The organism is Phycobacter azelaicus (assembly GCF_014884385.1).
Taxonomy (GTDB): domain Bacteria; phylum Pseudomonadota; class Alphaproteobacteria; order Rhodobacterales; family Rhodobacteraceae; genus Phycobacter; species Phycobacter azelaicus.
On record NZ_WKFH01000003.1, the window covers coordinates 3,688,039 to 3,712,177 of the forward strand.

Sequence of the window (24,139 nt, forward strand, 5' to 3'; positions counted from 1 at the left end):
CTGCCTTGGCTCCCTTAGTGCGAAGCAATCTGGGTCGCCGACGAGGTGTCAGCGGCGGCCAGAGATTGGTTGAAGTTCGAAATCAGCGCCTCGGTCGACGGGCCTATGATATCGGTGACAAGCGACGGGTAGACGCCCAGAAGGATGGTCATCACCACCAGCGGCGCGAAGATGAACCGCTCGCGCGCATCCATGTCCTTGATGGTCTTGAGGCTCTCCTTAATCAGATCGCCAAAAACCACCCGCCGATAGAGCCAGAGGGCATAGCCCGCCGAGAAGATCACGCCGGTTGCAGCCACAGCCGCAACCCAGGTGTTCTTTTGGAAGGTGCCCATCAGGGTCAGGAATTCACCGACAAAGCCCGAAGTGCCCGGCAGGCCCACGTTGCCCATGGTAAAGAACATGAAGACCAGAGCATAGGCGGGCATGCGGATCACGAGGCCGCCATAGGCGTCGATGTCGCGGGTATGCATACGATCATAGATGACGCCGACGCACAGGAACAGCGCCGCCGAGATGAAGCCGTGGCTCAGCATCTGGAAGATGGCGCCGTCAATGCCCTGCTGGTTGGCTGCAAAGATCCCCATGGTCACAAAACCCATGTGCGCGACCGACGAATATGCGATCAACTTCTTCATGTCCTCCTGCACCATCGCCACCAGCGAGGTATAGACAACCGCAATGGCGGACATCCACAGGATCAGATCTGTCATCACATCCGCGCCCACCGGGAACATCGGCAAGGAAAAGCGCAGGAAGCCGTAGCCGCCCATCTTCAAGAGGATCGCCGCCAGCACGACCGAGCCTGCGGTCGGCGCCTGAACGTGCGCATCCGGCAGCCAGGTATGCACCGGCCACATGGGCATCTTCACCGCAAAGGAGGCAAAGAAGGCGAGGAACAACAGCGTCTGCATGCCGCCAACGATGTGGATGCCAAGAACATCAAAGCTTGCAGCCGAGAAGCTATGCGTCAGGAGGGTTTCGATGTCCGTGGTGCCCGCGTCCGCATACATGGCGACCATGGCGACCAGCATCAGAACCGAGCCGAAAAAGGTGTAGAGGAAGAACTTGAACGACGCGTAGATGCGCTCCTTGCCGCCCCAGATACCGATGATCAGGAACATCGGGATCAGGCCTGCCTCGAAGAACAGGTAGAACAGCACCAAATCCAGCGCCATGAAGACGCCCAGCATCAGGGTCTCAAGCAGCAGGAAGGCCACCATATACTCTTTGACGCGGGTGGTGACGTTCCAGCTGGCCAGAATGGTCAGCGGCATCACAAAAGTCGTCAGCATCACGAACAGCACCGAAATGCCGTCGACGCCCATCTTGTACTTCAGGCCAAAGATCCACTCGGCCTCTTCGACAAACTGAAAGCCGGTGTTTGCTGGATCAAAGTTCGCGTAGATCGACAGCGACGCCAAAAAGGTGATCGAGGTCGCCAGGAGCGCGATCCATTTGGCGTTGCGTTGTCCCGCTTCGTCATCCCCCCGGAGCAGCAGGGCCATCAGGCCCGCAGCAAACGCCGGGATAAAGGTGACAATAGAAAGGATGTTGTCCATCAGTGCGCTCCTCCGCCGATCGACATCCAGGTAACAAGGGCGGCAATGCCCAGCACCATCCAGAAGGCATAGGTAAAGATGAAGCCGGACTGGGCCCGGCCAGCGAGACGCGTGAAGAAGGGCACGATGCCCATTGCCACACCGTTCAGGAAACCATCAATCGTCTTGCCATCGCCCTTCTTCCAGAAGAAGCGGCCGATCGCAATCGCTGGTTTGACGAAGATCGCGTCATAAAGCTCGTCAAAGTACCACTTGTTCTTGAGGAACAGGTACAATGGGCGCTGGTTCTCTGCCAGGCGTGCCGGGAGCGAGGGGTTCCAGATGTAGAACCACAGCGCCATGATCAGGCCGCCCAGCATCGCGATGAAGGGAGAGAACTTGACCCACTTGTCAACGTTGTGAGCATCGTCAAGCACGGTGTTTTCCGGTGCGAAGTAAAGCGCGCCTTCTCCGGGCTTGCCGGTGAACACATAGTGATGTTCGCCCTTGGCGGCTTCGCCGTGATCATCCTTGGCCTCGCCGTGATCGTCGGCAGCGGCTTCGGCATAGGGAATGCCATAGAACTTGCCAACGGTGTCTGCATGGCCAAAGAAGCTCTTGTACCAAACCACGCCCGCGAAGACCGCCCCCAGCGCCAAAACACCCAGCGGGATCAGCATGACCATCGGGCTTTCATGCGCGTGGTCATGCGTATGTTTGTCGCCGCGCGGCTTGCCGTAGAAGGTCAGGAAGATCAGGCGCCACGAGTAAAACGAAGTCATCGCGGCGGCAATCACCAGGAGCCAGAAGCCGTACATGGAGCCGGCGGCATAGGCACTTTCGATAATCGCATCCTTGGAGAAGAACCCTGCAAAGCCAATGTAGGTCAGCGGAATACCAACGCCGGTGATGGCCAGCGTGCCGATCATCATCGCCGCAAAGGTATAGGGGATTTTTTTGCGCAGACCACCGTAGTTCATCATGTCCTGCTCGTGATGCATCGCATGGATCACCGAGCCGGCACCAAGGAACAGCATCGCCTTGAAGAAGGCGTGGGTGAACAGGTGGAACATCGCCGCCGAATACATGCCGACACCAGCAGCCACGAACATGTAGCCAAGCTGGGAACAGGTGGAATAAGCAATGACGCGCTTGATGTCCGTCTGTACAAGGCCCACGGTCGCAGCGAAGAAGGCGGTCGTCGCACCAAGCACGGTGACGAAGGTGGTTGCCTCGGGTGCGAATTCCATCAGCGGCGACATCCGGCACACGAGGAACACACCGGCGGTCACCATTGTTGCGGCGTGGATCAGGGCCGACACCGGCGTCGGGCCTTCCATCGCGTCAGGCAGCCAGGTGTGCAGGATCAGCTGCGCCGATTTGCCCATGGCGCCGATGAACAGAAGCACTGCAATCAGGTTGGCCGCATTCCACTCACCCCAAAGGAACGCAACCTCGGTCTCTGCGATCTCGGGCATCGCCGCGAAGATGTCGTTGAAGTTGATACTGTCGGTCAGCAGGAACAGGCCAAAGATACCCAGCGCAAAACCGAAGTCACCTACACGGTTGACGATAAAGGCCTTCATCGCCGCCGCGTTGGCCGAGGGCTTGCGGTAGTAAAAGCCGATCAGGAGGTAAGAGGCGACGCCCACGCCCTCCCAGCCAAAGAACATCTGAACCAGGTTGTCCGCCGTTACCAGCATCAGCATCGCGAAGGTAAAGAAAGAAAGGTAAGCAAAGAAGCGCGGCTTGTAGCTCTCGCCGTCCTTCCACTGCGGATCATGCGCCATGTATCCAAAGGAATAGAGATGCACCAGGCTGGAGACCGTGGTCACAACGATCAACATAATCGCGGTCAGCCGGTCGAGCCGGATCCCCCAGGACGTGGAGAGCGATCCGCTTTCGATCCAGCGCAGGATTTCGATGTTCTGAGTGGTGCCGTCAAAGGTCAAGAAGACGATCCACGACAGAGCGGCAGAGAGGAAGAGCAGGCCGGTGGCCGTGATCATCGCCGCCTTTTCGCCAATGAACTTCCAGCCAAAGCCGCAGATCACCGCCCCGACCAAGGGGGCAAAGAGAAGGATGGTTTCCATGACGCTTTAGCCCTTCATCACGTTGATGTCTTCGACGGCGATGGTGCCGCGGTTGCGGAAGAAGCAAACCAGGATCGCAAGGCCGATGGCGGCCTCGGCGGCGGCCACGGTCAGAACGAACAAGGTAAAGACCTGCCCCACCAGATCGCCAAGGAAGCTGGAGAAGGCCACAAGGTTGATGTTCACCGCCAAGAGCATCAACTCGATGCTCATCAAGAGGATGATCACGTTCTTGCGGTTCAGGAACAGGCCAAAAATGCCAATGACGAACAGCGTCGCCGCAACGGTGAGATAGTGTTCAAGTCCGATCATCGCCTTACAGCCCCTGCCCCGGTTTCACGTCCTTGAGTTCCATCGCCTTGGCCGGGTCGCGCATCATCTGGGCGACAACGTCCTGACGTTTGACATCCTTGCGGTGGCGCAGGGTCAGTACAATGGCGCCAATCATGGCCACCAGAAGGATCAGACCTGCCAGCTGGAACAAAAGGAAATATTGATCATAGATGATGAGGCCAAGCGCCTCGGTGTTATGACGGTCGGCCGGGACCGGCTGCGCGATCAGTTCCGAGGCCAGAGGTGCGCTTTCCCAGGCGCCGTAGGCCATGACGAACTGCATCAGGATCACAACTCCGATGAGCAGCGCCACCGGCATGTAACGGGCCATCTCGGCCTTCAGCTCGGCAAAGTCCACATCCAGCATCATCACCACAAAGAGGAACAGAACCGCGACCGCCCCCACGTAGACGATGACCAGCAGCATGGCGACGAATTCCGCCCCCAGAAGCACGAACAGCCCAGCCGAGGAAATAAAGGCCAGGATCAGCCACAGCACCGAATGCACCGGCTGGCGGCTGATCACAGTGAACAGCCCGCCGGTGATGGCGCTTATGGCGAAGAGGTAGAAGGCAAAAACGCTCATGTCTCATCGTCCCTTTTGTCGTCCATGACCTCCTGCGCCAGCTCCAGCGCGCGGGTCATGGCCGGAATGCCGGCAAAGACCGACATCTGTCCGATCGTTTCAACGATCTCTTGTTTCTTCGCGCCCGCCTCGATGGCGTGGCGCACGGTCTGGCGCAGGGCGGTGTCCGCCTGTGCGCCTTGCATGGTCAGCCCCGCCAGCGTCAGCAGCAGGCGGGTCTTGGCATCCAGACCGTCCTTGTTGACGGTCTTGCCGAACATCAGTTCCATGGCCTCCTTGGGCATGGTCGGCCACAGCGCCTCGAAACCCTTCATGGCCTCGGCAGGCGAGAAATGCTCAAGCGCTGGATTGAACGCTTTGGCCATTTCATGGGCCTGGGCCATCATGGCCTCAAAGGGATTCTTTGGCGTCTCTGTCATGGTCCTATCACCGGTAAGGTGCGTCGATTTCCAGATTGCGGGCGATCTCGGCCTCCCAGCGCTCCCCGTTGGAAAGCAGCTTTTCCTTGTCGTAGAACAGCTCTTCACGGGTTTCGGTGGCGAATTCGAAGTTCGGCCCCTCCACGATGGCATCCACCGGACAGGCTTCCTGGCAGAAACCGCAGTAGATACATTTGGTCATGTCGATGTCATAGCGGGTGGTGCGGCGGGAGCCGTCCTCGCGCGGTTCGGCATCAATCGTGATCGCCTGCGCAGGGCACACCGCCTCGCAGAGTTTGCAGGCGATGCAGCGCTCTTCACCGTTGGGATACCGGCGCAGGGCGTGCTCACCGCGGAAACGCGGGCTCAGCGGACCCTTTTCATGCGGGTAATTCACGGTAGCCTTGGGGGCGAAGAAGTATTTCAGCCCCAGTTTGAAACCGACCCAAAAATCCTGCAGCAGGAAATACTTTGCAGCACGGGTGTAATCGATCTGCGTCATGATCAGCCCCCAGTTGTCCAGCGGGCAAATGCCCCCCAGAACCAGTCGAATTTTGCAGCAAAGGCGACGAAGACCACCCAGACCAAGCTGAAGGGCAGGAAGACCTTCCAGCCAAGGCGCATCAGCTGGTCATAGCGATAACGCGGGGTGATCGCCTTCACCATTGCGAAGAGGAAGAAGAAGAAGGCCATCTTGGCGACCATCCACAGCGGGCTGTCCGGCAGGAACGGTACGGGCGACAGCCAACCACCGAAGAAGAGCAGCGTGGTCAGGGCGCACATCAGGAAGATGGCGATGTATTCCCCAGCCATGAACAAAAGGAACGGCGTGGACGAGTATTCAACCTGATAGCCGGCAACCAGTTCCGATTCCGCTTCGGGAAGGTCAAACGGCGGGCGGTTGGTTTCCGCAAGCGCCGAGATGAAGAACAGGAAGACCATCGGGAAGTGCGGCAGCCAATACCAGTTGAAGAGGCCCGCATCACCGTCCTGCGCACGCACAATGTCGCCGAAGTTCATCGAGCCGGTGGAGAGGATCACACCGATAATGATCAGGCCGATCGACACCTCGTAGGAGATCATCTGCGCCGCAGACCGCAGGCTGCCCAAGAAGGGATACTTCGAGTTCGACGCCCAGCCACCCATGATAACGCCGTAGACCTCAAGGCTCGACACGGCAAAGACATAGAGGATCGCAACGTTAATGTCCGACAGGACCCAGCCATCGTTGAACGGGATCACCGCCCAGGCGATCATTGCGAGAACAAACGAGGTCAGTGGTGCCAGGATAAACACCGTGCGGTCAGAACCTGCAGGGATTACGACCTCTTTGACCACGTATTTGAGCGCGTCGGCCACGGTTTGCAGCAGGCCAAAGACCCCCACCACGTTGGGGCCCCGGCGCATCTGCACCGCTGCCCAGATCTTGCGGTCCCCGTAGACGAGGAACAGAAGCGAAATCATGACAAAGGCAACAACTGCAAGCACTTGCGCCAGTATCAGAACGGCGATGCCGCCTGGGGTGTTAAAGAAGTCAGCCATAGGTCCTCACACCGTGGGTATTCCGTTTGCCTTGCAATCCGCCACCACGACTTCGGCGTCGATGGTGCGCAGACCGCGCGGGAGGGCAGGCGAGATGGTGTAGACAGCATCTGCCGTCTGATTGCCACCCTCTTGTTTCATTTTTGTGCGCACGTGGCGCGCAAACCCGTAACCCCGGATCAGCGCATATTGCGCGGCCGCACATTCGGCGTAGTTATCCAGGTCCGCCTGTGAACGGGCACCGGACATTGCAACGTTGAACTGCACCAGATCGCCACCCAGCAGGCTGGTCTTTACCCCTTTATACTGGGGCGAAGTCTCACCAGTGCCGGGCGCCTGCGCACAGGCCCCCAGCATCAGGGACGATATGAGTGCAGCGCGGCTCACTCGGCCGCGATCTTGTCGGTTTTGCGGGCTTTCGCATTGGCAGACAGCTCTGCCATCAGCTGCGACGCGCGCGCGATCGGGTTGGTCAGGTAGAAGTCCTTTACCGCAGGCAGGAAGTCCGCCTTGCCCAGCGGTTCGCTATCGAGTGCCACGACCTCATTTTGTGCAACCTGGTCAACTTTGGCGAGGTGCGGCGCCTCGGCAACCAGCGCTTGGCGCAGCTGCGCCAGCGAATCATAAGGAAGCTTAGCGTCCACTTCGGCACTCAGCGCGCGCAGGATGGCCCAGTTTTCCTTGGCTTCACCCGGTGCGAAACCGGCGCGCATGGCCAGCTGAGGGCGTCCCTCGGTGTTTACGAAAAGACCATTTTCCTCGGTATATGCGGCGCCCGGCAGGATCACGTCTGCGCGGTGGGCCCCGCGATCACCGTGGCTGCCCTGATAGATAACGAATGCACCCGGCTCGATCTCCACCTCGTCGGCGCCGAGGTTGTAGATCACCTCTGCCCCATCGATAGCTGCGGCCATGCCCCCTTCGGTGACTGCGCCGATGTCCATGGCGCCCACGCGGGCCGCTGCGGTGTGCAGGACCAGAACCTTGGCGCCCGATTTCGCCGCAAGCTCCTGAACCTTGGCCATAACAGCCAGACCATCCGCCTCACGCAGTGCGCCCTGGCCAACGATGATCACAGGGGCTTTGTCTGCAATGTCATGAGCGTTCTTCACGGCCGCATCCAAAGCCGCGCGGTCCGTACCGATGTGCTCGTAATCGTAGGTCAGGTCGACAGCCGCGCCGATCAGGCCAATGTTGGCGCCATTGATCCAAGCTTTGCGAATGCGGGCATTCAGCACCGGCGCCTCGTCACGCGGGTTCGTGCCCACGAGCAGGATCGCCCCGGCCGCATCAATGTCCTCGATTGCGGCGGTGCCCACATAGGCAGAGCGGTTGGCAATGGCGAGGCGGGCATTGTCCGTGCGGCATTCCACGGCGCCGCCCTGCCCCTCGATCAACTGTTTCAGAGCAAAGGCCGCTTCAACCGGCACCAGGTCGCCGACCAGCCCGGCAACCTTCTTGCCCTTCATTGCGCCTGCGGCTGCCGCCAAGGCCTCAGGCCAGGTGGCAGGCTTCAGTTTACCGTCGACTCGCACATAGGGGCGGTCCAGACGCTGGCGGCGCAGACCGTCCCATACGAAACGGGTCTTGTCCGAGATCCACTCTTCATTCACGCCGTCATGGTTGCGCGGCAGGATGCGCATCACTTCGCGGCCCTTGGTGTCCACCCGGATGTTGGAACCAAGCGCGTCCATCACGTCGATGGTTTCAGTCTTGGTCAGCTCCCACGGGCGCGCGGTAAAGGCATAGGGCTTGGAGGTCAGCGCCCCCACCGGGCAAAGATCAATGATGTTGCCCTGCAGGTTCGAATCCAGCGTCTCATTCAAGTAGCTGGTGATCTCTGCGTCTTCACCGCGGCCGGTCTGACCCATCTGGGTGATCCCTGCCACCTCGGTGGTGAAGCGTACGCAGCGGGTACAGCTGATACAGCGGGTCATTGCGGTGCCAACAAGCGGGCCAAGATCCAGATCGTCCACGGCACGCTTGGCTTCGCGGAATCGGCTGAAATCAACGCCATAGGCCATGGCCTGATCCTGCAGATCGCACTCACCGCCCTGGTCACAGATCGGGCAATCCAGCGGGTGGTTGATCAGGAGGAACTCCATCACGCCCTCGCGGGCCTTTTTCACCATGGGCGAGTTGGTCTTGACCACCGGTGCCTGACCTTCAGGCCCAGGGCGCAGATCGCGCACCTGCATCGCGCAGGACGCCGCCGGTTTCGGCGGGCCGCCAACCACTTCGACCAGGCACATGCGGCAGTTGCCGGCGATGGACAGGCGCTCGTGATAGCAGAAACGCGGGATTTCCACGCCAGCCACTTCACAGGCCTGGATCAGGGTCATGGCCCCATCCACCTCGATCTCGGTTCCGTCAATGTTGATCTTGCGGAGGTCAGACATGGTCTATTTCGCCCTCAGTAAAACGCCGATCGCGCTGTTTTTCTTGATTTCCGCGCGACCGAACGCACAGAATGTTTCCGGTTTGTCGTATGAGACGCCGCTGCTTGCAAAAAGCGCCTCTCCCTTTGCCCGCATCCGGGCCTTTTCCGTGCCCGAGCCGATGTAGGCGCGGATCTCGCTGTCCGAATAGCCAAGCTCATTGGCGCGCGTGCGCAGGCGGCGCAGCTCACCGACGCCCTTCCAGAACCGAGCGGTTAGGCTGTCGCAGTGATCACTAACCTCTTTGGCGACCGCAACAGCGAACAACGGCTCTTCGATTTCCGCAACACTACGCAGAGGCGGTTTTGCAAAGGCGGCCACGGGGGCAACCGCAAGCGCGGCGGCGGACATCAGACACATTACGACACGTTTCATGGCAGTTTCCTTCCGATGGAAAGGCCAATCAGACGCGCGGGATTGCCCGCTATTCAATAACGTCAAGCCACACACGGCGCCGGGATATGCCACAGCATTGCTCACGATTGACACGTCCCGTGGAAGATGGCGGTATCCCCGTCCAGTCGCAGCTCTGCCTCGGGATCGTAGGGGTCCACGTCCCAAACGATTTGTGAGGTTCCATAACCGGCGTCTGTAAGGCAATAGGTTACGCCCGCGTGATGAGCTGCCAGGCGAGCACCTTCATAGGACTGGGACGCCTTGGCGACCTCAACCCGGAAGGCCGCGAGTGATACTTTCTTGTCCACCGCTTTGGCTTTGGTTTTGAAGGCAACCCCATCATACAAGGTACGGTCCTTAAAAGAGCTGCCGCAGCCGCCAAGAAGTGCTCCGGAAAGCGCCAAGACAGAAATGGTTTTCAGCGAAATACTCATCGCGCGTCCCCCACCCATGAATGAACCGGTTTATGCACCTTTTGCTTCTCGAATACGGCAATAGAATCATGCACGTGAATGCCGCCCAGTTCGGCGCTCAGATCCGGATATTTGGGTTCACCACGGTGGTACCAGTGGTGCAGATCATCCGTCAGCTCGCGAACAAAGGCAAAGAAGTTGCTGTTTCGGGTAAGGCCGCCGCCAAACCGGCGCAGGTAGGCTGTATGCAGGTCCTCGACCATGTAGATCCCACCTTCCGCAAGCTTGGGAAACAGGTGTTCAAAGGTTTTTCGCACATGGGGCATCTGATGGCTCCCATCATCAAGCACCACATCCACACCGCCCATTTCGGCCACCACACTGTCCAGAAAATCGGGATCATCCTGGCTTCCGATACGTACTCGTCCCGCCTGACCGTCCAGTTCGGCACAGCTCTCGCGGATGTCGATGCCGAAGATGACGGCATCCTCGCCCAGATATTTGCGCCAGACCTGCAGACTTCCACCCTTGTTGACGCCAACCTCCAGAAACCGAACCGCGCTGCCCCGAAAACGGCTGAAGTAACGATCATAGAGCGGCAGATAGTGATGCCATTTGTGCACCGTCGGCCCCGGATTGGTCGCATAGATTTCGACGAGATCACCATCGAAGCCGTACTTGTGGCGGATATCCTCTACGATGTCCCCGCCGTCTTCGAACCGGAACCGTTTCATGACGTGCCCTCCCGCATGGACGCAGCCAAGCAGCGGGCACAAGAGGCTCGGCCTTGTCTGTCTGCGATATTAGGGGAATAGGTCATTGAGATGGTTCTTCGCCTGACGGTTTTTGTTACTCAGCCGCCATCGCGCCCATACGGCCCGATTTCTGCGCCTTGATGCGGTCTTCGATCTCTTCGCGGAAGTTGCGGATCAGGCCTTGGATCGGCCAAGCCGCCGCATCACCAAGGGCACAGATGGTGTGGCCTTCGACCTGTTTGGTCACATCCCACAGCATGTCGATCTCTTCCAGCTCGGCCTCGCCTTTCACCAAACGATCCATGACACGCATCATCCAGCCGGTGCCTTCGCGGCAGGGGGTGCACTGGCCGCAGCTTTCGTGTTTGTAGAACTTGGACAGACGCCAGATCGCCTTGATGATGTCGGTCTGCTTGTCCATGACGATCACCGCCGCCGTGCCAAGGCCCGAGCCCAGCTCGCCGCGCAGGTAGTCGAAATCCATGATCGCATCGCGCATGTTTTCACCGCGCACACAGGGCACCGAAGATCCGCCGGGGATCACCGCCAGGAGGTTGTCCCAGCCGCCGCGAATGCCACCGCAGTGCTTTTCGATCAGTTCCTCGAAAGAGATCGACATCGCCTCTTCGACGACGCAGGGGTTGTTCACATGGCCGGAGATCGCGAACAGCTTGGTGCCCGCGTTGTTGGGACGACCAAAGCCTGCGAACCACTCTGCGCCGCGGCGCAGGATGGTGGGCACAACGGCGATGGATTCAACGTTGTTCACCGTGGTCGGGCAGCCATAAAGACCCGCACCCGCCGGGAACGGCGGCTTCATGCGGGGCATGCCCTTCTTGCCCTCAAGGCTCTCGATCAGCGCGGTTTCTTCACCACAGATATAGGCGCCGGCACCGTGGTGCAGGAAGACGTCAAAGTCCCAACCGGAACCAGCTGCGTTCTTGCCCAGAAGGCCCTTGTCATAGCACTCGTCGATGGCCGCCTGCAGGGCCTCGCGCTCGCGGATGTATTCGCCGCGCAGGTAGATGTAGCAGGTGTGTGCATTCATCGCGAAGGAGGCGATCAGCGCGCCTTCGATCAGCGTGTGCGGATCGTGACGCATGATTTCGCGGTCTTTACAGGTGCCGGGCTCGGATTCATCCGCATTGATCACCAGATAGGCCGGGCGACCGTCGCTTTCCTTGGGCATGAAGGACCATTTCAGACCGGTGGGAAAGCCCGCACCGCCCCGGCCACGCAGACCGGAGTCCTTCATGGTCTGGATGATCCAGTCCCGCCCCTTTTCGATCAGACCGGCGGTGCCATCCCAGTGGCCGCGCGCCTGAGCGCCTTTGAGCGTCCGCTCATGCATCCCGTACAGGTTGGTAAAGATCCGGTCCTGGTCCTTCAGCATGTCTGCCTACCTTTGGTTGTCCTGGCGCATGCGCCAGAGTTGAACGATGTTGACCCCTGCATAGATCATCCCCGCCAGTGCGAGGAAATCGAACAGAAGAGCATAGCGGCCCGGCAATCCGATCGCCGGACCAATGAACAGGGTCAAAGCAAGCCAGGCCAGCATGGTTCCGGCAATCACAAGGGAGATATGGCGTCCCTTGGCGGCAATCGCTTTGTCCTTATCCGTGCTCATTGGGTCCCAATGTCTGATCCCCCGCCCCGGTGATCATGGGGCGGAAGACGGGTTAATCTTCGTAGCGGCCGTCGTCTTTGGCCTTCTTGGCGAATTCGGTCTCTTCCCCGGAGGCCAACTGCGCCGCCTGGACGATCCAGCCGTCGCGTTCGATGCGGCCCTTGAACTTCAGGCGGCTGTCGACCCATGCGACTTCGGCCTCGGTCCATTTGGCGATCTGGTCAAAGTGGAAGAAGCCCAGCTCGTTCAGGGTCTGCTCGAGCTTGGGGCCAACGCCTTTCAAGAGCTTCAGATCATCCGGCTTGCCACCGCGCGCCTCTGTCAGCGTCTCGGGTGCGGCCTCTTCCGTTGCCTTGGCGGCTGCCCCTTCGGGCGAAGCAGGTTCAGGCGCGGCGACCTTTTTGACCGGAGCCTTTTTCGGCGCAGGTTTCGCCTCCGCCGCTTGTTTGGCGGCTGGTTTCGCAGCCTCGGGCGCCTTTGGCGGCTGGCCTTCGGCGGCGCGGCCTGCAACCACACCGTCCTTGCCAATCCAAGGTGTCAGGATCGGAACCTCATCGCCCTGAATGCGCTTGACGCTGTCGCCCAGATCCACCGCCAGCTGCACCGACGCGTTATACTGCGTCTTGCCGCTGTCGTATTCGGTGAGCGAGGTCAGGCCCGATTTCGGCTCAGCCGCGTAGCGACCATTCTGCGGACCCGGCACAACCGGTTTGCCTGCCGCCAGATCATCCAGGATCTTGGTGAAGCTTTCGGTGGTCAGGTCTTCGAAATAGTCCTTGCCGATCTGCGCCATAGGCGCGTTCGTGCAGGAGCCGAGGCATTCCACCTCTTCCCAGGTGAACTTGCCATCCGCCGACAGGGTAAAGGGCTTGGGCGCGATCTTTTCCTTGCAGACCGCGATCAGGTCCTCGGCGCCGCAGATCATGCAGGAGGTGGTCCCACAGATCTGCACATGCGCGACCGAGCCCGTGGGCTGCAGCTGGAACATAAAGTAGAAGGAGGCAACCTCGAGCACGCGGATATAGGCCATGCCCAGCATGTCCGCGATATATTCGATCGCGGGCTTGCTGACCCAGCCTTCCTGTTCCTGTGCGCGCCACAAAAGCGGGATCACGGCAGAGGCCTGACGCCCCTCGGGGTATTTGGTCACTTGCGCTTCGGCCCATTTCTGGTTGTCGGGCGTGAAGGCAAAGCTTTCGGGTTGTTCGGAATGCAGACGACGGAGCATTAGCGGTCAATCTCTCCAAATACGACGTCCATGGTGCCGATAATGGCAGCCACGTCGGCAAGTTGGTGACCCTTGGCCACATGGTCCATGGCTTGCAGGTGCAGATAGCCCGGCGCGCGCAGCTTGGCGCGGTAGGGTTTGTTGCTCCCGTCCGCCACAAGGTAGACGCCGAATTCGCCCTTGGGCGCCTCGACGGCGGCATAGACTTCGCCTTCGGGCACGTGGAAACCCTCGGTGTAAAGCTTGAAGTGGTGGATCAGGCTTTCCATCGAGGTTTTCATGTCGCCCCGTTTCGGCGGAGTCAGCTTGCCACGGGCCAGCACGTCGCCGGTGGCTTCGCGCAGCTTGTGGATAGCCTGACGGATGATCGACAGCGACTGGCGCATCTCTTCCATGCGGACGAGGTAGCGGTCATAGCAGTCGCCGTTCTTGCCGACCGGGATCTGGAAGTCGAATTCGTCATAGCACTCATAGGGCTGCGCGCGACGCAGATCCCAGGCGAGGCCCGATCCGCGCACCATCACGCCGGAGAATCCGTAGTCCTGAATTTCCTGCTCGCTCACCACGCCAATGTCGCAGTTACGCTGCTTGAAGATGCGGTTTTCCGTGAGCAACCCGTCGATATCCTCAAGGACCTTGGGGAATTCGATTGCCCATTCCTCAATATCGTCGATCAGCTCGTCGGGCAGATCCTGATGCACGCCGCCGGGGCGGAAGTAGGCCGCGTGAAGGCGGGCACCACAGGCGCGCTCGTAGAAGATCATCAGCTTCTCGCGCTCTTCAAAGCCCCACAGCGGCGGGGTCAGCGCGCCAACGTCCATCGCCTGCGTGGTGACGTTCAAGAGGTGGTTCAGAATACGGCCGATTTCCGAGTACAGAACCCGGATCAGCGAGGCCCGGCGGGGCACTTCAACACCGCAAAGCTTTTCAATCGCGAGACACCATGCATGTTCCTGGTTCATCGGCGCCACATAGTCGAGGCGGTCGAAATAGGGCAGGTTCTGCAGGTAGGTGCGGCTTTCCATCAGCTTTTCGGTGCCGCGATGCAGGAGGCCGATGTGCGGATCGCAGCGCTCGACGATCTCACCGTCGAGTTCGAGCACCAGACGCAGCACGCCGTGCGCCGCAGGGTGCTGCGGGCCGAAGTTGATGTTGAAGTTGCGGATCTTCTGCTCGCCCGTCAGGGCGTCATCGAAACCTTTGGAGCCGTCCATCATTTCGCCCCCTCTTTTTCATCGCCGGGCAGGATGTATTCGGCACCCTCCCACGGGGACATGAAGTCAAACTGGCGGTATTCCTGCACCAGGCTTACCGGTTCATAGACCACGCGCTTTTGCGCCTCGTCATAACGCACCTCGGTATAGCCGGTGGTCGGGAAGTCCTTGCGCAGCGGGTGGCCGCGGAAACCATAGTCGGTCAGGATGCGGCGCAGGTCCGGGTGGCCGGTGAAGAGGATCCCGAACATGTCGAAGACCTCACGCTCGAACCAGTTGGCCGAGGGGTGCACATCGACAATCGAGGGTACCATTTCATCCTCGCGCACAGACACCCGCAGGCGGATGCGCTGGTTCTGGTACATCGACAGGAAGTGGTAGACCACGTCGAACCGCTTGGCCCGCTCGGGGTAGTCGACTGCCGTGATGTCCACGAGGGTGGAAAACTTGCAGGTCGCATCAGTGCGCAGAAACTCGACCAGGCCCGCGATATTGGCGGGCGCCACGTCGACGTTCAACTCATCATGGGTCACATCCCATGCGATGACGCAATCCGGACGCTTGGCCGCGATCTGGGATCCGAGTTCGTTCAGTGCTTCAGTCATCATCAAATCTCCAACCAAAGCCGATCAGCGGACCAGGGTGCCGGTGCGGCGGATCTTGCGTTGCAGCTGCATCAGACCGTAAAGCAGCGCCTCTGCCGTCGGCGGGCAGCCCGGCACATAGACATCCACCGGAACGATACGGTCACAGCCGCGCACAACCGAATAGCTGTAGTGGTAGTAGCCACCGCCATTGGCGCAGGAGCCCATTGAGATCACGTAACGCGGCTCGGGCATCTGATCGTAGACCTTGCGCAACGCGGGCGCCATCTTGTTGGTGAGCGTTCCGGCCACAATCATCACGTCCGACTGGCGCGGAGAGGCGCGCGGCGCGATGCCAAAGCGTTCGGCGTCATAGCGGGGCATCGAGGTGTGCATCATCTCAACCGCGCAGCACGCCAGACCAAAGGTCATCCAGTGCAGCGAGCCGGTGCGCGCCCAATTGATGATATCCTCAGCCGAGGTCAGCAGGAAACCTTTGTCCTGCAGCTCGGCATTCAGGGCCTGGGTGACGACTTCCTTGTCGACACCAGCGGTGTTGGCTCCGGTCATCACTCCCATTCCAGGGCCCCCTTCTTCCATTCATAGGCAAAGCCGGCGGTCAGCACGCCCAGGAACACCATCATTGACCAGAAGGCCGTATCGCTCAGATCCGCAAAGCCCACGGCCCACGGGAACAGGAAGGCGATTTCCAGATCGAAAATGATGAACAGAATCGACACCAGGTAAAATCGCACGTCGAATTTCATACGGGCGTCGTCGAACGCGTTGAAACCACATTCGTAAGCACTTACTTTTTCCGGGTCGGGATTGCGCACGGCGAGCACAACGGCCGCCAGAATAAGGACAATTCCAAGGCCGATGGCGACGGCCAGAAACACCAGGATCGGGAGGTATTCCCGCAACATCTCTTCCACGAGTGGCTCCTTTCCGCGCGCGCGGGTTCTCGCGCGCCGTCAATTGGCGTGTTGACTTGGGCCGTGTCTACTCCCCTGCCCCCCCACCGTCAACACAGGCATTTGGTTTGGATTACCCTTACTTTAACAGCGCGACCCGATGACATCATTTAGCCCAAATAACACCCGCATCCACCCAACATCACATGCGAATTTATCTATGTTTATCAAACGGCAAGCGCGCCCAGATTTGGGGCGCGCCTGATAGAAACAGTCAGAATTTTTGGTCTATCGACAAACCTTCGCAAAACCCCTTGGAAAGCCCCTATCTGATGGCCTCTGGGGCGGTCGGCAGGGCGCCGACTACCGCTGCCAGCTGGGCTTGCGCTTTTCGAAGAACGCCGCAATCCCCTCGGGGGCTTCGGCGCCCTCCCAGCGGTCTACCAGCGCTTTGATGGTATGATCGATAGTGGACTCATCCAGGCGCGGCCCCAGATCCCGAGTCAGTTTCTTGGCGGCAGCAACAGCCCCCGGCGCGCAGGCCATGTAAGGAAGCACTTCCGCTTCCACCGCTTCGGCCAATTGATCCGACGGAACGATTCTCGCCAGAAGGCCGAGGTCGACCGCTTCGGCCGCACCAAAAAGCCGCGCCGACATGAAAACCCGGCGTGCGCGTGCTTCGCCCATGCGGGCAATGACATAGGGACCGATTGTGGCCGGGATCAGCCCCAGTTTGGTCTCGGTCAGGCCCATCTTTAGGCTATCGACACCAACCGCCACATCGCAGACCGAGGCCATACCAACGCCGCCGCCAAAGGCATTGCCCTGGATCGCCCCGATCAGGGGCTTTGGCAGCGTATTGAGCAGCATCAGCACGTCGGCCAGAACCCGCGCCTCTTTTGCACGGGTCGCGGCATCCGCCGTCATTTGCGCCTGCATCCAGCCAAGGTCCCCGCCCGCGCAGAAACTCTTGCCCGATCCCGTCAGAACCACCACACGCACGCTTTCATCTTCGCCAAGATCCTGCGCCGCCTGTTTCAGCTCCAAGAGCATTTCGCCGGACATGGCGTTGTGTTTGTCCGGGCGGTTGAGGGTGAGTGTGGCAACCCCGCGCTCGTCCGTTTCCAGCTTGATCGTGTTGAACATGGTCTTGCTCTCTTTCTTCTTCCCGTCACGCCGCAACGCCACGCATGGCGCGGGCAAGTTCGGCAGCCTCATCCAGAACCCGTGCATCGAGCCCCGTGTCATATCCAAGCGCCGTCAGATGCGCATGCACCGTCTCGGTTGCCACATTCCCAGCCGCGCCCGGCGCATAGGGGCAGCCGCCAAGCCCGCCTACGGCGGCATCGAAGACCCGCACGCCCTGCGCGAGCGAAGCATCGATGTTGGCGATCGCCCTCCCCGCGGTGTCATGATAATGCCCAGCCAGTTTCTCGATCGGTACGCGGGCCTTCACCGCTTCCAGCATTTTCGTGATCGTCTCCGGCGTGCCCTGCCCGATGGTATCCCCCAGAGAGATCTCATAGCAGCCAAGTTCAAACAGCCGCTCTGCCACTTCTGCCACCTTTTCCGGCGGGGTAGCGCCATCGTAGGGGCAATCGGTCACGCAAGAGACATAACCCCGTACGGGCAGGTCGATCTTCTTCGCCGCCTCCAGGATGGGCAGGAAACGCTCAATGCTTTCGGCAATTGTCGCGTTGATATTGGCCTTGGAGAACCCTTCGGAGGCCGCCGCAAAAACCGCGATTTCATCCGCCTTTGCCGCGACCGCATCCTCGTAGCCGCGCATATTTGGGGTCAGTGCGGCATAAGAAACGCCGGGAGCACGTTTGATACCGGCCAGAACCTCACCACTGCCCGCCATCTGCGGCACCCATTTGGGCGAGACAAAGCTCGCCACCTCGATCCGCCGGAAGCCAGCGCGCGACAGGCAATCCACCAGCGCGATCTTTTCCGCCACCGGAATGGCCCGCTTTTCATTCTGCAGCCCGTCGCGCGGACCCATCTCGAAAATCTCAACGCGTTGCGTCATGGCGTGCCCTCCCTTGGCGATCCGGCCTTCGTTGCTTGCCCTGGCGACAGCCTGCCGCCAGCGCATCTGCTTTTCTACTGAAGATCAGTCTTCCGCTGCGTCCAGACGCACCAGCGCGGCGCCCGCCTCGACCTGATCGCCCGCGGCGGCCAGAACCTCGGCCACGGTGCCATCGCGCGCCGCCAAGAGCGAATGCTCCATCTTCATGGCTTCCAGAATGGCAAGACGATCGCCCTCCTTCACCTCTTGGCCTGCCTCGGCAAAGACAGCCTTGACCAGACCCGGCATCGGCGCCTCGATCACATTCATGTCGCCCCCGGCAGCCGATGCGCGATCCAGCGGATCGATCACCTCGAACTGGATCCCGTAGCCATCAAAGACGGTGATCGTATTTTCCGCCTGCGCCATCGGCGGCAGCCGGTCGCCACCAAGGACCCAAGCACCGCCAATCCGGTTTGCAATCACCTGTTCCTCGCCAATGGTCCAGACCTGACGATCCGGCCCGTCCACCTCGACCATGGCCTCGAACTCTTCGCCCTGAAGGCTGAGATGAACCGAGCGGTGCAGGTCGGACCACAGGGTAAAGCCGGTGTCCCAAGCGGTGTTGATCAGGCCCAGCGCCTGCATTCCGGCGGCGGCCTTGTGCTCGGGCTTGACCATGGGCGCCTGCACCAGCCGATCCAAATCCCGCGCAATCAGGCCGGTGTCCACATCCCCCGCGGCAAAGCCTTCATGTGCGGCCAAGGCGCCAAGGAAGGCAAGGTTCGTGACCGTGCCGCCCACCTCGGTTTCCGCAAGGGCCTGCGACAGGCGCGACAGGGCGACCGCGCGGGTGGGGCCATGCACAATCACCTTGGAGATCATCGGATCATACCAGGGGCTGATGGTATCCCCTGCCCGCACGCCGCTGTCGGCGCGGCAGCTATCGGGGAATTGCAGATGCGTCAGCGTGCCGGTTGCGGGCAAGAACCCCTTTGGCACGTCTTCGGCATACAGCCGCGCCTCAAAGGCATGGCCGGTGATGGTCAGCTCGTCCTGCTGTTTCGGCAGGCTTTCACCCGATGCGACGCGCAGCTGCCATTCCACCAGATCGACGCCGGTGATCAGCTCCGTCACAGGATGTTCCACCTGCAGACGGGTGTTCATCTCCATGAACCAGAACCCGTCCGGGCGCAGACCATTCGAGCCATCGACGATGAACTCCACCGTACCGGCCCCTTTATAGCCAATCGCCTCGGCTGCGCGCACACCGGCACGGCCCATGGCCTCGCGCATTTCGGCGGTCATGCCGGGCGCGGGCGCCTCTTCTATGACCTTCTGGTGACGACGCTGGAGCGAACAGTCCCGTTCAAAGAGATGCACCGCTGTGGTGCCATCTCCAAAGACCTGCACTTCGATATGGCGGGGCTGCTGAATGTATTTCTCGATCAGCACATCCGGGTTGCCAAAGGCCGTGGTGGCTTCACCTTGGGCGCTTTTGAGCGCTTCCATGAAGTCCTCGGGCTGCTCCACAAGGCGCATGCCCTTGCCGCCACCGCCTGCAACCGCCTTGATCAGGACAGGGTAGCCGATGGTGTCAGCGGCACCGGACAGGTGCTCGGGATCCTGGTTCTTGCCGTGATAGCCGGGGACGACGGGCACGCCCGCCTCCTCCATCAGCGCCTTGGCCGCGTCCTTTAGTCCCATCTTGCGGATCGCATCCGCCGAAGGGCCGATAAACACAAGGCCAGCCGCCTCGACCGCGTCCACGAACTCGGGGTTTTCCGACAGAAAGCCATAGCCGGGGTGGATCGCCTGAGCGCCAGTCGCCTTGGCGATGGCTATGATCTCATCCCCCAGAAGGTAGCTGTCGGCGGGGGCAGAGCCGGTGCCGATGTGGCAGGCCTCATCCGCCATGGCCACATGTTTCGATGCGCGGTCAGCATCCGAATAGATGGCGACGGTTTTCACGCCCATGGCGCGGGCGGTTTCCATAACGCGGCAGGCGATCTCGCCCCGGTTTGCGATCAGAATTTTGTCAAACATGGTTCGTCCTCACATCCGGAACACGCCAAAGCGCGTGTCTTCAATCGGGGCATTCAAAGCGGCGCTCAGCGACAGGGCCAGCACCTCGCGGGATTTGCGAGGATCGATGATGCCATCGTCCCAAAGCCGCGCCGAGGCATAGAGCGGGTGACTCTGCTCCTCGAACATCTCGATGGTGGGGCGCTTGAATTCGGCCTCTTCCTCGGCGCTCCAACTGCCGCCCTGCCGTTCGATGGCGTCGCGTTTCACGGTCGCGAGAACCCCCGCTGCCTGCTCACCGCCCATCACGGAAATGCGGCTGTTCGGCCAGGTCCAGAGGAAACGCGGCTGATAGGCGCGCCCCGACATGCCGTAGTTTCCGGCCCCGAAAGAGCCGCCCACAAGCATGGTCACCTTGGGCACATTGGTCGTCGCCACCGCCGTCACCATCTTGGCGCCATGGCGGGCGATGCCTTCGTTCTCATACTTGCGGCCCACCATGAAGCCGGTGATGTTCTGCAGGAAGACCAGCGGGATCTTGCGCTGGGAGCACAGTTCAACGAAATGTGCGCCTTTCTGTGCTGCCTCTGAGAACAGCACACCATTGTTGGCGATGATCCCCACCGGGCAGCCCTTCACATGGGCAAAGCCCGTGACCAAAGTCTCACCAAAGCGCGGCTTGAATTCGTCAAAGCGCGAGCCGTCGACCAGCCGCGCGATCACCTCTCGGATGTCATAGGGCGTGCGCAGATCGCCCGGCACTACGCCCAGGATTTCCTCGGGGTCATAGGCGGGTTCCTCAGGGGAGGCCCAGTTCACGGTGAGGGGTTTGGTGATGTTGAGCGACTGCACCGCGCGGCGCGCCAGCGCCAGCGCATGGGCGTCATCCTCGGCCAGATAATCGGCCACGCCAGAAAGGCGCGTGTGCACATCGCCGCCGCCCAGGTCTTCGGCGCTGACCACCTCACCGGTTGCCGCCTTCACCAGCGGCGGGCCCGCGAGGAAGATGGTGCCCTGCTCCTTGACGATGATGGTCACATCCGACATCGCGGGCACATAGGCGCCGCCTGCGGTACAGGAGCCCATCACCACGGCGATCTGCGGGATGCCTTTGGCCGACATGCGCGCCTGATTGTAGAAGATGCGGCCAAAGTGGTCGCGGTCCGGGAAGACCTCGTCCTGGTTGGGCAGGTTGGCGCCGCCAGAGTCCACCAGGTAGATACACGGCAGGCGGTTTTCCTCGGCAATCTCCTGCGCGCGCAGGTGTTTCTTGACCGTCATCGGGTAATAGGTGCCGCCCTTCACGGTGGCGTCGTTGCAGACCACCATGACCTCTTGCCCATGCACCCGGCCAATGCCTGCAATCACGCCTGCTGCGGGGGCTGCACCGTCATACATATTGTGGGCAGCCGTCGCGCCGATTTCCAGAAATGGAGAGCCCGGATCCAGAAGGTTCGCAACCCGGCGGCGTGGCAGCATCTTGCCCCGGCTTTCGTGGCGGGCACGAGATTGCTCGCCGCCACCCATGCGCGCCGCCTCTGCCGCCGCATCGATCTGCGCCAGCGCTTCGAGATGCGCCGCTCGGTTCTGTTTGAAGCCTTCGGAAGAAGGCATTGCCTTGGATTGAAGTTTCATACGGAAGACTCCTGTTCAGCGGCCGCACGGGCCTTCAACTCTTTGCGGATCACCTTGCCGGTGACGGTCATCGGCAGGGCGTCCAGAAATTCGATTTCGCGGGGGTAGGAATAGTGGGCAAGGCGGTCCTTGACGTAGTCCTGCAACTCTTTCTCGGTGGCCGCAGCGCCTTCTTTCAGCACCACATAGGCCTTGACGATCTCGGTGCGCATCGGGTCGGGCTTGCCGACGACGCCGACCGTGGCAACGCTTGGATGGGTCAGCAGGCAGTCCTCGATCTCGGCCGGGCCGATGCGATAGCCAGAGGAAGTAATGACATCATCCTCACGGCCTACAAAGCGCAAGTAATCGCCCTCCCAGATGCCGCGATCGCCGGTCACCAGCCAGTCGCCGTGGAACTTCTCCGCCGTTTCCTTCGGGCGGTTCCAGTATTCCAGCATCATCGAGGCAGAGCCACGGCGCACCGCAACATCGCCCTCCTGATCGGTGGGATTGCCTTTCGCGTCGATCACGGCAACCTCATGCCCCGGCACCGCCTTGCCGATGCAGCCCGGACGCGGTGGAAAATCCACCCCGCAGGAGGAGGCGACCATGTTGCATTCGGTCTGCCCGTAGAATTCGTTGATCGTGAGGCCAAAGGCCTCCTGCCCCCAGGCGAGCATCTCGGCCCCTAAGGGTTCACCGCCCGAAGCGACCGAGCGCAGACCCGGCACCGCCTTGCCAGCGGCCTTGAGCATCCTGAGCGCGGTGGGCGGGAAGAAGATATTGCGCACACCGCCGCGCGCGATCAGGTCGGCGCAGGCCTCGGGCGTGAATTTGTCGAGCCGCGCCGCGACGACCGGAACGCCCAGCGCAAGACCGGGCATCAAGACATCGAACAAACCACCGATCCAGGCCCAGTCCGCCGGGGTCCAGAGGCAATCCCCCAGCTGGCCCAGATGATCGTGGCTAATGGCCACGCCCGGCAGGTGCCCGGTCAGCACCCGGTGTGCGTGGAGCGCCCCCTTTGGGCTGCCGGTGGTGCCGGAGGTGTATATAAGGACCGCTGGCGTTTCCGACGTCGTCTCGGCAAAGGGCACCGGAGCGCCGTCGATACCGGCATCTTGCACCATCACCGCCTCTGCCAGATCGCCAAGCAGCATCGCGCCCTCGGGGTCGGTCAGCACGAACCGCACCCCCGCATCGCCAGCGCGAGAGGCCAGCGCGTCCCGTTTGAACAGTTTGAACAGCGGCACCGAGATGGCACCGACCTTCCAGATCGCCAGATGGGCCGCAGCGCACCAGGGCGATTGGCTGAGCAGCACCCCAACACGATCCCCCGGCTGGATTCGCGACAAAAGATAGCACGCCAGCCCATCGACCATAGATGCCAGTTCGCCGTGCGAAATGTCACGCCGCTCTGGCCCGGTCAGATCGATGATCGCGCAGGCATCCGACGCATGCGCCATGGCCTGCGCCGCCATGTTCAGTGCCCGAGGCACATCCCATGCCCCGTCATGTGTCAAACCCGGAATATGGCGCAACTCTGACATGATCAGCCCTTTCCGAAACGCATAGCGGCTATGCACGATTTTCTTTTTATTTCAGAGGCAAAGCGGAAGCAGCCTTGATCCAGATCAGAGACCGTTTTCGCTTCATGGCACACAGTGGTGCGGCAAAAGACAAAAAAGGGATTTCCCTCATGAAACGCATGGTTTCCGCTCTCGCCGTCTCCGCGGTGCTTGTTGCCGGGGCGGCCCCGGCTGTTGCTCAGTCGCAAGGCGACTGGACCTTCGGCGCAGGTATCGCCAACGTGAACCCCAAGTCGAACAACGGCACGCTTGCGGGCGGTGCGGCGACGATCAACGACGACACCCAGCTGTCGCTGACCGTTGAGTATTTCATCCGCGACAACCTCGGGATCGAACTCTTGGCCGCCACCCCTTTTGAGCACGACATCACCATCGCTGGCGTGGGCTATGCGGGCACCACCAAGCAACTGCCGCCAACCCTGTCGCTGAACTACCACTTCCCGACCAAGGGCAAGGTCAAACCCTTCCTCGGAGTTGGTGTGAACTACACCACCTTCTTTGAGGAAAGCTCGCCCCTCGGAACGCTGAGCCTTGATGACAGCTGGGGTCTTGCCATCAACGCGGGTGCTGACTGGCAGGTCTCGGACAACGGCGCGCTGCGCTTCAACGTGCGCTACATGGACATCGACAGCGAAGCCTTCCTGAACGGCGCCTCCATCGGCACCGCTGAGATTGATCCGGTCGTGATTGGTGTCGCTTACGTGCACCGCTTCTGATCCCGTGTTGCAGTTGGGCAGGTGCTTCCCTCGTCCCTGCCCGCTGTTCCCGCTTGAACAGGCGTCGCTCCGCGCGGCGCCTGTACTCTTTTTTGATC

General features: G+C 60.8%; 25 protein-coding genes. 1 reads left to right on the forward strand and 24 read right to left on the reverse strand.

Annotation, left to right across the window (positions count from 1 at the left end):
• Nucleotides 1-14: 14 nt before the first annotated feature.
• The 24 genes from INS80_RS18730 to INS80_RS18845 form a co-directional block, all read right to left on the reverse strand.
• Nucleotides 15-1,562: an NADH-quinone oxidoreductase subunit M gene (locus INS80_RS18730; RefSeq protein ID WP_192967069.1), complete on the reverse strand. Its 1,548-nt coding sequence runs from the start codon at nucleotides 1,560-1,562 to the stop codon at nucleotides 15-17.
• On the reverse strand, nucleotides 1,562-3,634 hold the full coding sequence (gene nuoL / locus INS80_RS18735; protein WP_192967070.1) for an NADH-quinone oxidoreductase subunit L: 2,073 nt from the start codon (nucleotides 3,632-3,634) through the stop codon (nucleotides 1,562-1,564). The genes INS80_RS18730 and nuoL overlap by 1 nt, the downstream gene beginning before the upstream one ends.
• A 6-nt stretch (nucleotides 3,635-3,640) precedes the next feature.
• Nucleotides 3,641-3,946 (reverse strand): NADH-quinone oxidoreductase subunit NuoK, encoded by a 306-nt coding sequence (nuoK, locus tag INS80_RS18740; RefSeq protein WP_005624625.1) that lies wholly within the window; start codon nucleotides 3,944-3,946, stop codon nucleotides 3,641-3,643.
• A 4-nt stretch (nucleotides 3,947-3,950) separates the two neighbouring features.
• The gene (locus INS80_RS18745; protein ID WP_192967071.1) at nucleotides 3,951-4,553 is read right to left on the reverse strand and encodes an NADH-quinone oxidoreductase subunit J; all 603 of its coding nucleotides are present in this window, start codon (nucleotides 4,551-4,553) and stop codon (nucleotides 3,951-3,953) included.
• Complete coding sequence (locus INS80_RS18750) at nucleotides 4,550-4,972, reverse strand: carboxymuconolactone decarboxylase family protein (RefSeq protein ID WP_192967072.1); 423 nt, start codon at nucleotides 4,970-4,972, stop codon at nucleotides 4,550-4,552. The genes INS80_RS18745 and INS80_RS18750 overlap by 4 nt, the downstream gene beginning before the upstream one ends.
• 7 nt (nucleotides 4,973-4,979) lie before the next feature.
• A complete protein-coding gene (gene nuoI / locus INS80_RS18755; RefSeq protein ID WP_192967073.1) occupies nucleotides 4,980-5,474 on the reverse strand; it encodes an NADH-quinone oxidoreductase subunit NuoI in 495 nt (164 codons plus the stop codon).
• Between the two features lie 2 nt (nucleotides 5,475-5,476).
• Complete coding sequence (gene nuoH, locus INS80_RS18760) at nucleotides 5,477-6,514, reverse strand: NADH-quinone oxidoreductase subunit NuoH (RefSeq protein WP_192967074.1); 1,038 nt, start codon at nucleotides 6,512-6,514, stop codon at nucleotides 5,477-5,479.
• A gap of 6 nt (nucleotides 6,515-6,520) precedes the next feature.
• Nucleotides 6,521-6,901, reverse strand: coding sequence for a YNQ4 family lipoprotein (locus INS80_RS18765; protein ID WP_192967075.1), 381 nt, complete (start codon nucleotides 6,899-6,901; stop codon nucleotides 6,521-6,523).
• A complete protein-coding gene (gene nuoG / locus INS80_RS18770) occupies nucleotides 6,898-8,913 on the reverse strand; it encodes an NADH-quinone oxidoreductase subunit NuoG (protein ID WP_192967076.1) in 2,016 nt (671 codons plus the stop codon). Before nuoG ends, INS80_RS18765 begins: the two co-directional genes overlap by 4 nt.
• Before the next feature lie 3 nt (nucleotides 8,914-8,916).
• Nucleotides 8,917-9,327, reverse strand: coding sequence for a DUF5333 domain-containing protein (locus INS80_RS18775; RefSeq protein ID WP_192967077.1), 411 nt, complete (start codon nucleotides 9,325-9,327; stop codon nucleotides 8,917-8,919).
• Between the two features lie 101 nt (nucleotides 9,328-9,428).
• Nucleotides 9,429-9,782: a hypothetical protein gene (locus tag INS80_RS18780; RefSeq protein WP_192967078.1), complete on the reverse strand. Its 354-nt coding sequence runs from the start codon at nucleotides 9,780-9,782 to the stop codon at nucleotides 9,429-9,431.
• Entirely contained in the window at nucleotides 9,779-10,495 is a 717-nt protein-coding gene (locus tag INS80_RS18785; protein WP_192967079.1) for a class I SAM-dependent methyltransferase, read from the reverse strand. Before INS80_RS18785 ends, INS80_RS18780 begins: the two co-directional genes overlap by 4 nt.
• A gap of 115 nt (nucleotides 10,496-10,610) precedes the next feature.
• Entirely contained in the window at nucleotides 10,611-11,909 is a 1,299-nt protein-coding gene (nuoF, locus tag INS80_RS18790; RefSeq protein WP_192967080.1) for an NADH-quinone oxidoreductase subunit NuoF, read from the reverse strand.
• A 6-nt stretch (nucleotides 11,910-11,915) separates the two neighbouring features.
• Nucleotides 11,916-12,143, reverse strand: a complete 228-nt coding sequence (locus tag INS80_RS18795; protein ID WP_192967081.1) for a DUF5337 domain-containing protein — start codon at nucleotides 12,141-12,143, stop codon at nucleotides 11,916-11,918.
• Nucleotides 12,144-12,195: 52 nt separating this feature from the next.
• Complete coding sequence (locus INS80_RS18800; RefSeq protein WP_192967082.1) at nucleotides 12,196-13,371, reverse strand: NADH-quinone oxidoreductase subunit E; 1,176 nt, start codon at nucleotides 13,369-13,371, stop codon at nucleotides 12,196-12,198.
• A complete protein-coding gene (locus INS80_RS18805) occupies nucleotides 13,371-14,585 on the reverse strand; it encodes an NADH-quinone oxidoreductase subunit D (RefSeq protein ID WP_192967083.1) in 1,215 nt (404 codons plus the stop codon). The genes INS80_RS18800 and INS80_RS18805 overlap by 1 nt, the downstream gene beginning before the upstream one ends.
• Complete coding sequence (locus INS80_RS18810; protein ID WP_192967084.1) at nucleotides 14,585-15,190, reverse strand: NADH-quinone oxidoreductase subunit C; 606 nt, start codon at nucleotides 15,188-15,190, stop codon at nucleotides 14,585-14,587. Before INS80_RS18810 ends, INS80_RS18805 begins: the two co-directional genes overlap by 1 nt.
• A 24-nt stretch (nucleotides 15,191-15,214) precedes the next feature.
• Nucleotides 15,215-15,748: a NuoB/complex I 20 kDa subunit family protein gene (locus tag INS80_RS18815; RefSeq protein WP_082996117.1), complete on the reverse strand. Its 534-nt coding sequence runs from the start codon at nucleotides 15,746-15,748 to the stop codon at nucleotides 15,215-15,217.
• Nucleotides 15,739-16,104, reverse strand: coding sequence for an NADH-quinone oxidoreductase subunit A (locus tag INS80_RS18820; RefSeq protein WP_192967085.1), 366 nt, complete (start codon nucleotides 16,102-16,104; stop codon nucleotides 15,739-15,741). Before INS80_RS18820 ends, INS80_RS18815 begins: the two co-directional genes overlap by 10 nt.
• A gap of 342 nt (nucleotides 16,105-16,446) precedes the next feature.
• Entirely contained in the window at nucleotides 16,447-17,229 is a 783-nt protein-coding gene (locus INS80_RS18825; RefSeq protein WP_192967086.1) for a crotonase/enoyl-CoA hydratase family protein, read from the reverse strand.
• Nucleotides 17,230-17,254: 25 nt separating this feature from the next.
• The gene (locus INS80_RS18830) at nucleotides 17,255-18,115 is read right to left on the reverse strand and encodes a hydroxymethylglutaryl-CoA lyase (protein WP_192967087.1); all 861 of its coding nucleotides are present in this window, start codon (nucleotides 18,113-18,115) and stop codon (nucleotides 17,255-17,257) included.
• Between the two features lie 84 nt (nucleotides 18,116-18,199).
• A complete protein-coding gene (locus tag INS80_RS18835) occupies nucleotides 18,200-20,140 on the reverse strand; it encodes an acetyl-CoA carboxylase biotin carboxylase subunit (protein ID WP_192967088.1) in 1,941 nt (646 codons plus the stop codon).
• A gap of 9 nt (nucleotides 20,141-20,149) precedes the next feature.
• On the reverse strand, nucleotides 20,150-21,754 hold the full coding sequence (locus INS80_RS18840; protein ID WP_192967089.1) for a carboxyl transferase domain-containing protein: 1,605 nt from the start codon (nucleotides 21,752-21,754) through the stop codon (nucleotides 20,150-20,152).
• Nucleotides 21,751-23,286 carry an AMP-binding protein gene (locus INS80_RS18845; protein ID WP_192967349.1) on the reverse strand — a complete coding sequence of 512 codons (1,536 nt, stop codon included), beginning with the start codon at nucleotides 23,284-23,286 and terminating at the stop codon, nucleotides 21,751-21,753. Before INS80_RS18845 ends, INS80_RS18840 begins: the two co-directional genes overlap by 4 nt.
• Before the next feature lie 149 nt (nucleotides 23,287-23,435).
• Here INS80_RS18845 and INS80_RS18850 point away from each other — a divergent pair, with 149 nt between their 5' ends.
• Nucleotides 23,436-24,041 (forward strand): OmpW/AlkL family protein, encoded by a 606-nt coding sequence (locus INS80_RS18850; protein WP_192967090.1) that lies wholly within the window; start codon nucleotides 23,436-23,438, stop codon nucleotides 24,039-24,041.
• Nucleotides 24,042-24,139: the final 98 nt, after the last annotated feature.